This is a genomic window from Mesorhizobium sp. M0140, from assembly GCF_040322475.1.
Taxonomy (GTDB): domain Bacteria; phylum Pseudomonadota; class Alphaproteobacteria; order Rhizobiales; family Rhizobiaceae; genus Mesorhizobium.
Window position 1 is genome coordinate 107,468 of the sequence record NZ_JAMYTM010000015.1, and the last position, 12,921, is coordinate 120,388.

General features: G+C 63.4%; 10 protein-coding genes. 7 read left to right on the top strand and 3 right to left on the bottom strand.

Annotation, left to right across the window (positions count from 1 at the left end; all coding sequences use genetic code 11):
- Positions 1-101: 101 nt before the first annotated feature.
- The 4 genes from NKJ37_RS17170 to NKJ37_RS17185 are packed head-to-tail and all read left to right on the top strand — an operon-like array spanning position 102 to position 3,460.
- Positions 102-1,265 carry a glycosyltransferase 87 family protein gene (locus tag NKJ37_RS17170; RefSeq protein ID WP_023810111.1) on the top strand — a complete coding sequence of 388 codons (1,164 nt, stop codon included), beginning with the start codon at positions 102-104 and terminating at the stop codon, positions 1,263-1,265.
- Positions 1,258-2,247: a glycosyltransferase gene (locus NKJ37_RS17175; protein WP_023810110.1), complete on the top strand. Its 990-nt coding sequence runs from the start codon at positions 1,258-1,260 to the stop codon at positions 2,245-2,247. Before NKJ37_RS17170 ends, NKJ37_RS17175 begins: the two co-directional genes overlap by 8 nt.
- Positions 2,244-3,053 carry a ChbG/HpnK family deacetylase gene (locus tag NKJ37_RS17180; protein WP_023810109.1) on the top strand — a complete coding sequence of 270 codons (810 nt, stop codon included), beginning with the start codon at positions 2,244-2,246 and terminating at the stop codon, positions 3,051-3,053. Before NKJ37_RS17175 ends, NKJ37_RS17180 begins: the two co-directional genes overlap by 4 nt.
- Positions 3,050-3,460 carry a GtrA family protein gene (locus tag NKJ37_RS17185; RefSeq protein WP_023810108.1) on the top strand — a complete coding sequence of 137 codons (411 nt, stop codon included), beginning with the start codon at positions 3,050-3,052 and terminating at the stop codon, positions 3,458-3,460. The genes NKJ37_RS17180 and NKJ37_RS17185 overlap by 4 nt, the downstream gene beginning before the upstream one ends.
- A gap of 61 nt (positions 3,461-3,521) precedes the next feature.
- On the opposite strand, the gene NKJ37_RS17190 is transcribed toward NKJ37_RS17185, so the two are convergent.
- From NKJ37_RS17190 to NKJ37_RS17200, 3 genes are all read right to left on the bottom strand, one after another.
- The gene (locus NKJ37_RS17190) at positions 3,522-6,653 is read right to left on the bottom strand and encodes an efflux RND transporter permease subunit (protein ID WP_023810107.1); all 3,132 of its coding nucleotides are present in this window, start codon (positions 6,651-6,653) and stop codon (positions 3,522-3,524) included.
- Entirely contained in the window at positions 6,650-7,813 is a 1,164-nt protein-coding gene (locus tag NKJ37_RS17195) for an efflux RND transporter periplasmic adaptor subunit (RefSeq protein ID WP_023810106.1), read from the bottom strand. The genes NKJ37_RS17190 and NKJ37_RS17195 overlap by 4 nt, the downstream gene beginning before the upstream one ends.
- Before the next feature lie 192 nt (positions 7,814-8,005).
- Entirely contained in the window at positions 8,006-8,833 is an 828-nt protein-coding gene (locus tag NKJ37_RS17200; RefSeq protein ID WP_023810105.1) for a MurR/RpiR family transcriptional regulator, read from the bottom strand.
- A 144-nt stretch (positions 8,834-8,977) separates the two neighbouring features.
- Between NKJ37_RS17200 and NKJ37_RS17205 the strand changes: the two genes are divergently transcribed.
- The 3 genes from NKJ37_RS17205 (at position 8,978) to NKJ37_RS17215 (ending at position 12,835) form a co-directional block, all read left to right on the top strand.
- The gene (locus tag NKJ37_RS17205; RefSeq protein ID WP_352774444.1) at positions 8,978-9,796 is read left to right on the top strand and encodes an N-formylglutamate amidohydrolase; all 819 of its coding nucleotides are present in this window, start codon (positions 8,978-8,980) and stop codon (positions 9,794-9,796) included.
- A gap of 18 nt (positions 9,797-9,814) precedes the next feature.
- Positions 9,815-11,377 (top strand): amino acid permease, encoded by a 1,563-nt coding sequence (locus tag NKJ37_RS17210; RefSeq protein ID WP_023810103.1) that lies wholly within the window; start codon positions 9,815-9,817, stop codon positions 11,375-11,377.
- A gap of 87 nt (positions 11,378-11,464) precedes the next feature.
- Entirely contained in the window at positions 11,465-12,835 is a 1,371-nt protein-coding gene (locus NKJ37_RS17215) for a glutamine synthetase family protein (protein WP_352610298.1), read from the top strand.
- The last annotated feature ends 86 nt before the right edge of the window (positions 12,836-12,921 follow it).

The following is a 12,921-nucleotide window of genomic DNA, read 5'->3' on the forward strand; positions in this document are numbered from 1 at the left end:
AAGCCCCCTATGCCACGCCGCTGCGTCCGTGATATGCCGCCGCCATCGAATGCCGGGACAGGCTGGACTGAGCCTGTTCCGGGATTGTGTGGGGTGCCTTGATGACGATTTCCAAGCCGGTTTTCGACCGTTTAGGGTTTGGCCTGTGGATCGGAGCGTTCCTGGTCGTTCTTGCCATGGTCCTGTGGTCGCCGTACACGCGGACGGTATGGAAGGCCTATATAGATGGCAGCGAGGCGCTTCTGGCCGGTCTGCCACTCTACGATACCCAATCCGAGATGGGGTATCTCTACGCGCCGGCCTTCGCCGCGCTCTACACTCCAATAGTCAAGCTCGGTCCGCATCTGGGCGGCGTGATGTGGCACTCCCTCGGGTTTGCGGTGCTGACCTATGCCGCGATGCGGCAGGTGCGCAAGCTCGGTGGTGACGAGTTGATGTGGCTGCTTTCTTTCGGCCTCTTCCTCGCTGTGCCGATGGCGCTCGGCGCGATCCGCAACGGCCAGGCGACGATCCTTTTGACCGGCGCTTGCTGGCTTCTCACATTGTCGGCGCTGGAAGGACGACGGGCGGAGACGTTCTTCTGGGCTTCGCTCGCCATCATCGCCAAGCCGACCGCGATCATAATGCTGTTGTTGGTAGGAGCCCTTCGGCTCCGGTTGATACCGGTGCTGGTGCTGGCGGTGCTGTTCGTGCTCGCACTGCCTTACGCTTTTGCTCCCGCCGGCTATCTCAACGATCAGTATCGTGTCTTCGCCCAGATGCTGACCTCCATGGCCGTCGAGAACACCAGCCATTTCGTGTCCACCGATTTCACGGCACCGTTCACCACGATAGGGCTGCCGATACCGGAATTCGGCGCAACGATCGTGCGCATGGTCATGGCCCTGCTTACGCTTTCAGCCGTCATCTGGTTCGACCGCAGGCTCGAACAGGGAAAGGCGGCGCTGGCGATCTTCCTGACGGCCACCTTCTACATGTGCGTCTTCAACCCGCGCGTCGAACCCAACACCTTTGCCATGATCGCGGTACCAGCCGGTCTTGCCATCGCCCTGTTGTGGCGCGAAGAACGGGGCGGCGTCCTCGCCTCGGTGCTGTCGATGACGCTGTTCGTGACCGGGCTGAGCGGCGTCGAGCGCCATGTGCACGATTTCCTCTTCCCCTGGTTCCGGCCGGTCGCCGTCACTTTCATCGCCGGTTCGCTGATCTGGTGGTTCTGGGCCAAGGCACGGGAAAAGGTGGTGAATGCGGGAGTCGCGAATGGCTGAGTTGCGACAGAGCCTCGATATCGTTGCGCCATTCTTCAACGAGGCGGCATCGGCATCGGCCTTCGCGCGCCTGCTAGGCGAGCTCGAAGCGGCCGTGGCACAGCGCTTCGGCATGACCGTGCACAAGATCCTGGTCGATGACGGCAGCGGTGACGATGGCGCTGGACGATTTTCGCAAGCGCTGACGGGATCGTGGGAGATCGTCCGCCTCAGCCGCAATTTCGGCAAGGAAGTCGCTGTACTCGCCGGCCTCGACCAGTCGCGCGGCGACATGGTGCTGATCATGGACGCCGACCTCCAGCATTCCCTGGACATCAGCCTGAAGCTGATCGCCGAGCTGGTGGACCATCCGGACATCGACGTCGTCTTTGCCCAGAACGACCGCCGCGAGGCGAGCTGGCGGCGCAGCCAGCTTGCACGGCTTTTCTACAGCCTGATCAACAGCAGCCAGCGTTTCGATATTCCCGAAAATGCCGGCGACTTTCGCGTCATGCGCGGCGCTGTCGCGCGCGCTCTGACCAGCCTGCGTGACAAGCGTCGCTTCAACAAGGGCCTGTTTGCCTGGGCCGGCTTTCGCCAGAAGGCGTTGCCCTATTCGCCGGAAGGCCGCGCCAGCGGCACATCGAAATGGAGCCGGCTCAACCTCATCGCCTTCTCGCTGGAGGGGTTCACCTCGTTCTCCGTCATTCCGCTACGCCTGATCAGTCTTAGCGGGCTGCTCGCGGCGATGGCCGGCGCGCTCTATGGCGCCAAGGTGTTCTTCGAGGTGATCTTCTACGGCATTGCCGTTCCGGGCTACCCCAGCCTGCTGGTTGCCGTCGTTCTGCTCGGCGGCCTCAACCTGACCCTGCTTGGCCTGATCGGCGAATATGTCTGGGTGACGCTCAGCGAGAGCAAGGATCGGCCGGTCTATCTCGTGCGCGATGTCGTGCGCAGCGAGGCCCCCGCCGACCGGCCGGAGCCGGGCACTTCGAACAGATGACGCGGCGCATTCGCCTGATCGCTGACGATTACGGCCTGGCGCCTGGCGTTTCCGCCGGGATTCTCGATCTTCTCGATCGGGGGCGCCTGACCGGCACCAGCTGCATGACCGGCTTTCCCGAGTGGGCAAAGGAGGCAGAGCGCATAAAACCGCTGTGCGGCCGGGCCGCGGTTGGGCTGCACCTCACCTTGACCGACCAGTTGGCCGCCACCGGCCGGTCGGCCTTGGCGCCGGAAGGCCGGCTGCCACCGCTCCGCGCACTGGCCTTGCCTGTTCTGCGCGGCCGCATCGGCGACCGCCATGTCCATGCCGAGCTTGACGCCCAGTACGGCCGCTTCGTCGAGGCGCTTGGCCGCCGCCCCGATTTCGTCGACGGGCACCAGCATGTGCATTTCCTTCCCGTTGTGCGCACATGGCTGCGCACACGGTTTCCAGAAGGCGCCGACAGGCCGGCCCTGCGCGGCGCCCCGGCGCTGGCCGCAGGGTCGAAAGTCGCCGCCATTGCCGCGCTGGCTGCCGGGTTCAACCGCTCGATGCAGCGCGCGGGCTTCATCGTTTTCCAGCCGCTCGCCGGCATCTATGACTGGCGACAGCCCGAAAAGTTCGCTGCGGTTCTGCAGGCGGCCGTCGAAGGGTTGCCGGAGCGAGGGCTGTTCATGTGCCATCCCGGCCATGTCGACGAGACGCTGCGCGCGCGCGACACCATGCAAGATGTGCGCGAGGTGGAATTCGCGGCCCTCGCATCGGACGAATTCGGCGCTGGTCTGGCCCGCGCCGGCGTCGAGATTTTGGACGGCAAGAGATGAGCGAAGCCGATCGGCCCCAGCGTTCGGCCGGCAGCAAGATCGTCCGCTTCGCCATTGTCGGACTGGCGAACACGGCCATCGACCTTGCCAGCTTCTTCCTGCTGCTCAAGCTCGGGGTTCCGCCGGTGCCGGCCAACATCGCTGCCTGGTTCGTCGCCGTCACCTTTTCCTTCGCGGCGAACGGCTTGTGGTCGTTCGAGCGCAATCGAGCCATCCGGCTGCATGATGCGTTCCTTCGTTTCGCCACGCTTGGAGCGCTGATTTCGCTCGGTGTCTCCAGCCTCTCGATCGCGCTATTCGCCGGCATAATCGGGGTGTGGCCGGCGAAAATCGGGGGCGTCGTGGTGGCGGCGGTGCTGAATTTCCTCGCCGCGCGCTGGTCGATCGAAGGTCGGTTGCTGAGATAGCCGGAATTATTTTTCTTACGAAATTCCGGACGAAAAACCGCTACACACTTTCCTGGAATTTCTATTCTGCCGGCTCCACATTGGTGTAGGCGGCTTCCTCCAACTCGCGCTTCAGCCGGGCTTCCTCGTGGGTCTTCGGCGTGACGAAGCGGCCAAGCAGGAGATAGGCGACCGGCGTCAGGAACAGCGTCGAGACGGTGGCCAGCCCCAGGCCGCCGACGATGACCCAGCCGAGCGCGACGCGCGCCTCGGCACCGGCGCCGCTCGCCAGCACCAGCGGCAGGCCGCCGAGCACGGTGCAGATCATCGTCATCATCACCGGCCGCACGCGGATGATCGAGGCCTGTTCGATCGCCTCGCGCACGCCAAGCCCGCGGTCGCGCAACTGGTTGGCGAATTCGACGATCAGGATGCCGTTCTTGGCCATGACGCCGACCAAAAGCACCAGGCCGATCTGGCTGTAGGCGTTGAGACTGGTGCCCGAGAGGAGAAGCGCGAAAATCGCACAGGCCAGCCCGAGCGGCACCGTCGCCATGATGATGACGGCGCTGACAAAACTTTCGAACTGGGCGGCCAGCACCAAAAGGATGATGACCAGCGCGAAGCCGAAAATGGTGACCATGGCGCTGTTGGTCTCGCCTAGCGTCGCCGCCTCGGCCAGGGGCAGGATGCGGCTGCCTGGCGGCAGCAGCGGTGTGGCGATTTGCTCGGCGCGGGTGAGCGCGTCGCCAAGCGCGAAGTCGCCGCTGAGGTTGGAGGTGATCGCCACAGAGGGCTGCTGCTGTTCGCGCGACAGCGACGGTGGCACGGCGCGTTCGGTCAGCGTGGCGATGGTCGACATCGGCACGAAACGTCCGTCGGCTGTTTTCAGGAAGATGTTTTCCAGATCCGTCGGATCGTTGATCGGATTGGTGGTCGAGACCAGCTTCACGCCGTAGCTGCGGTCGGCGATGTAGACGTCGACGACGTCGTTGCCGTCGAGCATGGCCTGCAAGGTGTTGGCCAGTCCTGATATGTCGATGCCGAGGTCGGAGGCGCGCTCGCGGTCGATGGCCACGGCTAGCTGCGGCTGCGTCGGGTCGATCGACAGGCGCGGTGTCTGGAAGCGCGGGTCCTTCTGCATCTCGGCGATGATCTTCACGGCGGCATCGCCGAGTGCCTTGCGGTCGTTGCCGACCAGCGCGAACTGCAGGCCGTTGCCGGCGCCACGGATACCGAGGCTGTTGGGCTGCACCGGGAAGATGCGCACGCTCGGCACCTGCCTGGTCAGCTGGCTGATCTCGGCCATGATCTCCTGCTGGCTGCGGCTGCGCTCGTTCCACGGCGCCAGCGTCATCACCATGAAGCCGGAGTTGTAGGAGCCGTTCTGGCCGGCATTTTCGAAAGTGCTGCGGATCTCGCCGGAATCGCGCATCGGCTGGATCAGTCTCTCGATCTTCTGCATCTGCTGCGTTGTGTAGTCGAGGCTGACGCCTTGCGGGGCGCTGATGCGCAGAAGCACGGCGGCGCGGTCCTCGGTCGGCGTCAGCTCCTGGCGGATGGTGCCGAACAGCGTGAAGGCGGTGCCGGCGAACAGCACCGCGACCAGAAGCACGATCCATGGCGCGTCGAGGCAGGCGTGCAGGCTGCGCTTGTAGGCCGTATTGAGCGCGCCGCCGATGCGGGCGCCGATGCCATGGCCACCTTCGTGGTGGAGCGATGCGCTGGTCAGCATGCGCGAGGCGAGCATTGGGCACAGCGTCAGCGCCACCACGCAGGACAAGAGCACCGACATGGCAAGCACGAAGCCGAATTCGCGGAACAAGCCGCCGGTCTGGCCGGGCAGGAACGAGATCGGCACGAAGACGGCGACCAGCGTCAAGGTGGTGGCGATGACGGCGAAGAACACCTCCTGCGCGCCGAGCACGGCGGCGGCGCGCGGCCCCATGCCTTCGTTGCGTCGTCGCACGATGTTTTCGAGCACGACGATGGCGTCGTCGACGACCAGACCGGTCGCCAGCACCAGCGCGAGCAGGGTCAGGATGTTGACCGAGAAGCCGGCCAGATAGATGGCGGCGATGGTGCCGATCATGGCGACCGGCATCGACAGGCCGGGGATCAGCGTCGCACGCCAGTCGAGGAGAAACATGTAGATGACGATCAGCACCATGGTGACGGACAGGCCGAGCGCGATCTCGACCTCGTGCACCGCCCCCTTGACGAAGACAGCGTCGTCGCTGGTGATCTTGATCGACATGCCCTCGGGCAGGTTTTCCTGCAGCTTGGCGACGGCGGCCTGGACGCCGGTCGAGATGTCCAGCGTGTTCGATTCCGCCTGGCGGATGATGCCGATGCCGATGCCGGTCTTGCCGTCCGAGCGCAACGTGGTCTGGCCGACGTCGGGGCCGAGCGTGACGGTGGCGACATCGCGGATGCGCGTCGTGCCGCCGACAATTATGTTTTCGAACTCTTCAGGCGTGGTCACGTCGGCAGTCGTGCGGACGATCAGGTCCTGGTTGGTCGTGGTGATCGAACCGGCGGGGGAATCGAAGGCGACCGAGGCAAGGGCGGCCCTGAGGTCGGCGACCGTGAAGCCGAGGCTGGCCAGCTTGTTCTGGTCGACATCGATGCGGAAGATCTTGTCGCGGTCGCCATAGACCTGAACGTCGGCAACGCCGGGCACGGCGGCCAGCTCGTCCTCGATCTGGTCCTGGACCACCACGGTCATGTCCTGGATCGACATGTTGTCCGAGGTCACCGCCAGTCGCATCACCGCGTCGGAATTGGCGTCGGCCTTGACGATGCGCGGCGGATCGGCGGTGTCCGGCATCTGGTTGGCGACGCGGCCGACGGCATCACGCACGTCCGAGGCGGCGACATTCAGATCGACGCCATCGTTGAACTCGATGGTGACGCGGCTCGAGCCGAATGAGGAAGACGACGAGATCGACTTGACGCCGGAGACGCGGGCGACGGCGCCCTCGATGGTGTCGGTCAGTTCGCGATCGACGGTCTCGGCCGCCGCGCCCTCGAAGGTGGTGGAAACGGTGACCACCGCGCGATCGACGTCCGGCAGTTCGCGGATCTCGACGCCGTAGAAGGCGGCCAGGCCGGCGACCGCAATCAGTGTGTTCAGCACGAAGGCCATCACCGGCCTGCGGATGAACAGGGCGGTGAAGCCGGTCTCGCTGGCAGTGTTGGCGGGGCTGGTCATGTGCCTGCGGCGGCGTCCGCGGCGCGCTGCTCTTCGCCGGCGAGGCGGACCGCGCCGCCCTCGCTGACGCTCTGGGTGCCTTCTGTGACCACCATGTCGCCATTGTCGATCTCGGCGTCGATCAGCACGGTCTCGGTGTTGCGCTGTACGATGCGCACCGGGACCCGCCTGGCCTTGCCGTCCTCGATCTGCCAGACATAGGCGCCGTCCGCCCCCCACAGGATCGCCAGCGGGCTGACGGCCGGATAGGTTTGCCCCGGAAATTTCATGGTGATGCCGAACGACATGCCGGCGCGCAGTGAATCCGCCGGGTTGGCGATCTTGGCCTTGACCAGCAGGGTGCGGCTCTTTTCATCGATGTGGTTGTCAATGGCCGAAACGGTGCCGCTATAAGCATTGCTGGGATTGGCGATCGGCGTCGCCGTCAATTGTGCACCGATCTTGACGGCGGCAGCGAAGCGCTCGGGCACCAGGAAGTCGACCAGGATCGAGGACCGGTCGTCGAGCGTGGCGATGGCCGACTGGTTGGTGACATAATTGCCGGCCGAGATCGGCAGGATGCCGACGGTGCCGGCGATCGGCGCCAGAATCGACCGGCGCTGCAGTGCGAGTTCCGCATCCTGAAGCGCCAGCTTGGCGCCCGCCAGCACCACCTCGGCGTCAGCCACTGCGACTGGTGTCGCGGCATTGGAGGCACGAAGCGACCTGACACGGTCGAGTTTGGCCTGCGCATCCTGCAAGGCGAGCTTGGCGCGGTCCTGAGAGATCACTTCGGTCTCGGAATCCAGGGTGGCGAGAATCTGTCCCTTATCGACATGGCTGCCGGATTCGACCAGCAGTTCGGCGAGGCGGCCGGAGCTGTAGGGATTGACGGCCACCGAGGCGTTGGCACGGCCGGTGCCGATTGCCTGCAGGCGGTCGTTGATAACAGCCGAAGTGGCCGCAAGGGCGACCACGTTCACCCGCTGGTTGCCGCTATTGCGGCCGTTTGACTGCTTCGCGTTGGCGGCGCCGGTCTCAGCCGGGGGCGTTGCCGCGGAGGCCCAGTCGATGCCCCAGCGTGCCAGCACGTCCGGCGCGCCGGGATAAAAGCGCAGCCAGGCGGCTGCCGCCACCACCAGCACCACAAGTGCAAAAAGTATCTGTTTCCAGGCGGCCATCGGCACTCCGGTTGGTAAAACAATCCTTCCGTCTACCGGTTTCCCGAAATGAAGCAGACGCAGCGAGGCTATTGTAAGGCAAAGAAGCCGCCTCGATATCGCGTCTTTATGACAATTCTCCGGGGGCTGCGCACATTAAATATATGTAACGTTGAGAAAATATGCATAACGCTTTGGATCATCACACAGGCACTAACGCAGACTTTCCATCTCGCGAATGCGTTTGGCGCCTTCTGCTTCCAGTTGCCTGGTGACGGCGCCGATCAGCGTTTCGGCGACGACGAAAAGGGCAGCCGAAGAGTCCCATGCCGACGGCACCGCGGTTCGTCCGGCGATAACATGACGAGCAAAGCGGGCGATCGGCGACAGCCACTGGTCGGTGAACAGCACGATCTGGACGCCACGCTGATGCGCCTTTTCGGCGAAGCGGACGAGGCTGTCCTGGTAGCGCCTGATGTCGAAGATCACCAGCACGTCGCGCTTGCCCATGTCGATCAATCGGTCGCGCCACATGCTCTCCTGCCCGGCGAGGTGAAAGACATCCGGCTGGATGACAGCGAGGTGGGCGGCCATGTAGCGCGCCAGCGGATCGGTGAAGCGGCCGCCGATCAGGAAGGTCTTGCCGCGCCGGTCCGCTAGCCGGGCGGCGATGTCGGCAAGCTGCCTGTCGGACAGGTGTCTGAACGTCTCGCGCATGTTGTCGAGCGTCGCTTCCAGCATCGGCGACACCGTCCCACCACCAGGCGAGGGCGGATTGAGCGTCCTTGTCGCCGGCGATTGCAGTTGCGCCGCCAGTTCGTCCTGCAGGCTCGACTGGAATTCCGGATAGTTCTGAAAACCCAGCCGGGCGACGAAACGCAGGATCGTCGGCGAGGAGACGCCCGCCGCGGCCGAGAATTCAGCGACCGTTTTCAGGCCGATCATCGGATAGTTGGCGATCAGTGTCTGGGCCGCGCGCCGTTCGCCGGCCGGCATCGTGCCGAGGCGATCGGCGATCAGTTCGGCAATGCTGGAAATCATGTTTTCCCCACCCCTGGCCCGGCCGAAGGCCTTTTCCGAGATCGCATTTGACAAAGCCGGACAAACTGTATGAAATCATCCACAGGGACGCAATGAGGCAAAATACGTAACATACGATACAGCGCTCCCCGGGGACGGCACAGTATGGAGAAAGCACGGCCCGCCAGCCTTGCATCGTCTGATACCGTAAGGGTGACGAACCCCGGCGGATCGAGCCCTTTCGTGCTGACTTGCGATCACGCCTCGAACTTCCTGCCGGCCGAATTCGGTACGCTCGGCCTTGCCGCCGAGGACCTGTCCCGTCACATCGCCTGGGATCCCGGCGCGCTGCCGGTTGCCCGCCGCATGGCGCAGGCGCTCGACGCGACGCTGGTGGAAACTCGTATTTCTCGCCTTGTCATCGACTGCAACCGGCCACTCGACGCGCCCGACCTGGTACCGCCGGTCAGTGAGACAACGGCCATACCGGGCAATGCCGGCCTGTCGGAGAGCGAGCGGGCGGCGCGTGTTGCCCTGTCATGGCAGCCGTTCCACAACACGATTGCCGGTATCATCGACAACAGGCTGTCACAGGGTCAGCAAACCCGGCTGGTTTCGGTCCACTCCTTCACGCCGGTCTACAAGTCCATGAGCCGGCCTTGGCATATCGGCATCATCCACGACGAGGATCGCCGGCTGGCGGCGCCGCTGATATCGGCGCTGAAGCGGCTTGCCGGCGTCACCGTCGGCGTCAACGAGCCGTATTCACCTGTTGACCGCGTCTATTTCACGCTGGAACGGCATGCGCGCTCGCGTGGCCTGCCCTGCGCGATGATCGAAATCCGCAACGACGAAATCGCCGGCGAGACCGGGCAGCGGAAATGGGCGGATCTGCTCACGGGCATTTTTTCGGATCTGGAGCCAGAGGAGGCCGGATATTCCAGATCGCATTCAGTCGGAAAGTCAGTTCAATCGGCCAATTAGAACCACAGGGGAATGAAAATGGCAGGACCGGATTATACGGACGTTGACAAGAAGGAGGACCTGAAGGTTCTCCATGGCATGGGCTATGCCCAGGAACTGTCGCGAAGCATGAGCCGCTTCTCGAATTTCGCGATATCGTTCTCGATCATCTGCATCCTTTCGGGCGGCATCAACTCCTTCGCGCAAGCCACATCGTCGATCGGCGGCGCAGGTGCGGGCATCGGCTGGATCGTCGGCTGCTGCGTGTCGGGCTTCTTCGCCCTTGCCATGGCGCAGATCGCCTCGGCATTTCCGACCGCCGGCGGCCTCTATCACTGGTCGTCGATCCTCGGCAACCGCTTCACCGGCTGGCTGACGGCCTGGCTAAACCTGTTCGGCCTGATCACCGTGCTCGGCGCCATCAACATCGGCACCGCTTTCTTCTTCGTTGGAACGTTCGGAAGCTGGTTTGGCATCACCGGCACGCCGGGCGAAATCGTCGGGTTCGTCGCCTTCATCACCGTGCTGCAGGCGCTGTTCAACCATTTCGGCATCAAACTGACGGCAATGCTCACCGATGCTTCGGGCTTTCTTATCCTGGGCGCAACAGCAGTGCTGATCGTGGCCTGCCTGGTGTTCGCACCGGCAATCGACATCAGCCGGCTGTGGACGTTCACCAACTATTCAGGCGATGCGGGCGGCGGTGTTTTTCCGCAAACCGACTCCATGAGCTACCTGTTCCTGCTCTGCCTGCTTCTGCCCGTCTATACCATCACCGGCTATGACGCCTCGGCCCACACCTCCGAGGAGACCGTCAAGGCAGCACACTCCGTCCCGCGGGCGATCGTTTCGTCGGTGCTGTGGTCGTCGCTGATCGGCTGGGTGATGCTGTGCGCAATCGTTCTCGCGATCCCGGACCTGGCTGCCGGCGCCAAGCAGGGATGGAGCGTATTCTTCTCGACAATGGATGCAATCCTGCCGGTGTGGCTGAAGGAACTGCTTTATTTTGCAATCCTGATCTCGCAATTCCTCTGCGGCCTCGCCACCGTGACCTCGGCTTCGCGCATGCTGTTCGCCTTCTCTCGCGACGGCGGCATGCCTGTTGGCTCCGCGGCTCTCGCCAAGGTCAACCCGACCTGGCGCACGCCGGTCAATGCGATCTGGACGGCCGCGATCCTCGAGATCCTTTATGTGTTCCTTGCCCAGTTTATTTCGATCGGCGGCACCAACATCTACACCATCGTCGTCAATTCGACGCTGGTGTTCCTGTTCCTGTCGTTCACCATCCCGATCGCACTCGGCATGGTCGCATTCGGCACGGCCAAGTGGCCCAATCCTGGCCCGTGGAACCTGGGCGCCGGACTGTTCAAGCTCTTCTGTGCGCTGTCGATTGTCGGCATGGTGATCATCTTCTACATCGCCATCCAGCCGCCGAACGACAAGGTGCTTTACATCACCATAGGCTTCATCTTGCTGACCGCCGTGCTTTGGTTCGGTTTCGAGAACCGCCGCTTCCAGGGTCCGCCGATCGGTGACCAGATTGCCAAACGCCAGGCCGCGATCAGGGCAGCCGAGGTGGCTATCGGCGAAGCTGGCGCCTGATATCGCCCTATATGGCCATGGCCGGCCTCGCGCCGGCCATGGCTACGTTTATCCCTTTCAATCGACAAGTGCTGGAGTGCCAAAGGAATGGCCGGAAATTTCTCGTTCGATCAGTTGAAGAAAGCGGTCTCCAGCGGTGAGATCGACACCGTGCTGGCCTGCATCGTCGACATGCAGGGACGGTTGGCGGGAAAACGCTTCCTGGCGCAGTACTTCATCGATTCCGCGCATGACGAAACGCATGGCTGCAACTATCTGCTGGCGGCCGACATCGATATGGAACCGGTGCCGGGCTACAAGGCCGCGAGCTGGTCGAAGGGCTATGGCGATTTCGTCATGAAGCCGGATCTCGCCACGCTGCGGCGCATTCCCTGGCTGGAAAAGACCGCACTCGTGATCTGCGACGTGCTCGACCACCACACCCATGATGACCTGCCGCACTCGCCGCGCGCCATCCTCAAGAAGCAGGTCAAGCGGCTGAGCGAGCGCGGCTATATCGGCTATTTCGCTTCCGAGCTCGAATTCTATCTGTTCAACGAGACATACGATTCTGCCCGAAAGAAGCACTGGCAGGGTCTCGACACCGCATCGCCCTATATCGGCGACTACCAGATCGGCATCACCACCAAGGAAGAAGGCGTCATGCGCCGGCTTCGCAATGAGATGGAAGCGGCCGGCATCCCGATCGAAAATTCCAAGGGCGAGTGGGGTCCGGGCCAGGAAGAGATCAATGTGCGCTATGCCGAGGCGCTCGACATGGCCGACCGCCACGTCATCCTGAAGAACGGCGCCAAGGAAATCGCCGAGTCCGAGGGCAAGGCGATTTCGTTCATGTCCAAGTATAATTACGGGCTCGCCGGCAATTCCAGCCACATCCACAATTCGCTGTGGAGCGCCGACGGCAAGACACCGCTGTTCTTCGACAAGACGGCCGACTGGACGCTGTCGACGCTTGGCCAGCAATGGGCCGCCGGCCAGCTCAAATACGCCAAGGAATTCACCTGGTTCCTGGCGCCCTATATCAACTCCTACAAGCGCTTCCAGGCCGGCACCTTCGCGCCGACTAAGATCATGTGGAGCGAGGACAACCGTACCGCCGGCTTCCGCCTGTGCGGCGAGGGCACCAAGGGCATCCGCATGGAATGCCGCATCGGCGGCGCCGATCTGAATCCGTATCTTGCGTTCGCAGCGCTGATCGCCGCAGGCCTCGCGGGCATCGACGAGAAGCTGGAATTGCAGAAGCCGTTCGTCGGCGATGCCTATCAGGCATCGCGCCTGCCGGAGATCCCGAAGACGCTCCGCGATGCGACCGAGACGCTGGCGAAGTCGAAGATGCTGAGGCAGGCGCTCGGCGAGGATGTGCTCGAACACTATGTCCACACCGCAAAGTGGGAGCAGTTCGAATACGACCGCCGCATTACGGATTGGGAACTGCACAGAGGGTTCGAGCGGTACTAGTTATCGACTGTTCGTCGGCGCCGTCGGCGCCGTCCCTTACCCTTCCTCTCCGTGTGAAGAAAACGGAGAGGAGGCGAAGACGCTGG

What these genes read in the sequence shown, in the direction of transcription:
- NKJ37_RS17200 (WP_023810105.1), bottom strand. Translation starts at nt 8,833, where the DNA reads ATGATTTCCAGCATTGCCGAACTGATCGCCGATCGCCTCGGCACGATG.
- NKJ37_RS17195 (WP_023810106.1), bottom strand. Translation starts at nt 7,813, where the DNA reads ATGGCCGCCTGGAAACAGATACTTTTTGCACTTGTGGTGCTGGTGGTG.
- NKJ37_RS17190 (WP_023810107.1), bottom strand. Translation starts at nt 6,653, where the DNA reads ATGACCAGCCCCGCCAACACTGCCAGCGAGACCGGCTTCACCGCCCTG.
- NKJ37_RS17175 (WP_023810110.1), top strand. Translation starts at nt 1,258, where the DNA reads ATGGCTGAGTTGCGACAGAGCCTCGATATCGTTGCGCCATTCTTCAAC.
- NKJ37_RS17205 (WP_352774444.1), top strand. Translation starts at nt 8,978, where the DNA reads ATGGAGAAAGCACGGCCCGCCAGCCTTGCATCGTCTGATACCGTAAGG.
- NKJ37_RS17185 (WP_023810108.1), top strand. Translation starts at nt 3,050, where the DNA reads ATGAGCGAAGCCGATCGGCCCCAGCGTTCGGCCGGCAGCAAGATCGTC.
- NKJ37_RS17180 (WP_023810109.1), top strand. Translation starts at nt 2,244, where the DNA reads ATGACGCGGCGCATTCGCCTGATCGCTGACGATTACGGCCTGGCGCCT.
- NKJ37_RS17170 (WP_023810111.1), top strand. Translation starts at nt 102, where the DNA reads ATGACGATTTCCAAGCCGGTTTTCGACCGTTTAGGGTTTGGCCTGTGG.
- NKJ37_RS17215 (WP_352610298.1), top strand. Translation starts at nt 11,465, where the DNA reads ATGGCCGGAAATTTCTCGTTCGATCAGTTGAAGAAAGCGGTCTCCAGC.
- NKJ37_RS17210 (WP_023810103.1), top strand. Translation starts at nt 9,815, where the DNA reads ATGGCAGGACCGGATTATACGGACGTTGACAAGAAGGAGGACCTGAAG.